Annotated in this window: 1 protein-coding gene; it reads left to right on the top strand. The window is 70.3% G+C overall.

Annotation, left to right across the window (positions count from 1 at the left end; all coding sequences use genetic code 11):
- The coding region (locus FV222_RS24640) for a heme lyase CcmF/NrfE family subunit (protein ID WP_147815875.1) at window positions 1-1,874 on the top strand (1,874 nt) is incomplete at both ends.

The raw sequence follows: 1,874 nt of genomic DNA, 5'->3' as shown, positions 1-1,874 counted from the left end.
GCCCTGCGGCAGGTGGCGACGCCGGCGGCGCTCGGCGCCTTCGCCTGCGTGCTGTTCGCGTTCGCGGCGCTGACCTACGCCCACGCCACGTCCGACTTCTCGGTCCAGAACGTGGTCGAGAACTCGCACACGACGAAGCCGTTCATCTACAAGCTCTCCGGCGTCTGGGGGAACCACGAGGGCTCGATGCTCCTCTGGATCCTGATCCTCACGCTGTTCGGGGCGATGGTGGCGGTGGCCCGCGAGTCGGTGCCGCCTGTGCTGCGCGCCAACACCCTGGCGGTGCAGGGCTTCATCACCTTCGTCTTCGTGCTGTTCGTGATCACCACCTCAAACCCGTTCACCCGGGCGGTGCCGGCGCCGGTCGAGGGCAACGATCTCAATCCGCTGCTGCAGGATTTCGGCCTCGCGGTGCATCCGCCGCTGCTCTACGTCGGCTATGTCGGCTTCTCGATCACCTTCGCCTTCGCGATCGCGGCCCTGATCGACGGCAAGATCGACGCCGTCTGGGCCCGCGCGGTGCGCCCGTGGACGCTGACCGCCTGGAGCTTCCTGACGCTCGGCATCGCGATGGGCTCGTACTGGGCCTATTACGAGCTCGGCTGGGGCGGCTGGTGGTTCTGGGATCCGGTCGAGAACGCCTCGCTGATGCCGTGGATCGCCGGCACAGCGCTGTTGCACTCCACCGTCGTGATGGAGAAGCGCGACGCCCTCAAGGTCTGGACGGTGCTCCTCGCCATCCTCACCTTCTCGCTGTCGCTGCTCGGCACCTTCATCGTGCGTTCGGGCGTGCTCACCTCGGTGCACTCCTTCGCCACCGACCCGACCCGCGGCATCTTCATCCTCGCGATCCTGATCCTGTTCATCGGCGGGTCGCTGACGCTGTTCGCGTGGCGCGCGCCGATGCTGCGGCAGGGCGGCCTGTTCGCGCCGATCTCGCGCGAGGGCGCGCTGGTGATGAACAACCTGTTCCTCGTGGCCGCCTGCGCCACCGTGCTCGTCGGCACGCTCTACCCGCTGCTGCTGGAGATGCTGACGGCGGAGAAGATCTCGGTCGGGCCGCCGTTCTTCAACTACACGTTCGTGCCCCTGGCGATCCCGCTCCTGCTGATCGTGCCGTTCGGGCAGACCCTGGCCTGGAAGCGCGGCGATGCGCTCGCCGCCTCGCAGCGCCTGTTCGCGGCCCTCGGCCTCGCCCTGGCGGTCGGCCTCGCCACCCTGGCCTGGACCTGGGGCGGCCCGGCCATGGCTCCGGTCGGCGTGGGCCTGGGCGCCTACCTCATCGTCGGCTCGGTGCTGGAGATCGTCTCGCGCGCCCGCGGCTTCGGCAGCAGCCGCACCCGCGCGCCCGGCCTGATCTGGCGCCGGGCGATCGGCCTGCCGCGCTCGGCCTGGGGCACGGCCATCGCCCATGCCGGCGTCGGCGTGGTCGTGCTCGGCATCGCGGCGCAGGGCTGGGCGACCGAGGGCCTCGCCACCCTGAAGCCTGGTCAAACCCTGGCGACCGGCCCTTACGTGGCGACGCTGGATCGGGTCGCGCCGCGGCCCGGCCCGAACTACGAGGAGGTCGCGGCCTTCCTCACCATCCGCGACAAGGCTGGCGACGAGATCGGCCAGGTCGACACCGGCAAGCGCTTCTACCCGAGCCGCAAGATGACGGTGACGGAATCGGGCCTGCTCACCCGCGGCGTCAGCCAGGTCTACGCCAGCCTCGGCGAGATCTCGCCCGACGGCAGCATCGGCCTGCGGCTGTACTACAAGCCGCTGGTGCTGCTGATCTGGCTCGGCGCGGTGGTGATGGCGCTCGGCGGCGGCCTGTCGCTCACCGACCGGCGCATGCGCGTTGGCGCGCCCGCCCGCGCCAAGCTCAAGCC

It is taken from the genome of Methylobacterium sp. WL103 (assembly GCF_008039885.1).
Taxonomy (GTDB): Bacteria; Pseudomonadota; Alphaproteobacteria; order Rhizobiales; family Beijerinckiaceae; genus Methylobacterium; species Methylobacterium cerastii.
The sequence above is the reverse complement of the archived record's forward strand: the minus strand, read 5'-3'. Positions and strand labels throughout refer to the sequence as shown.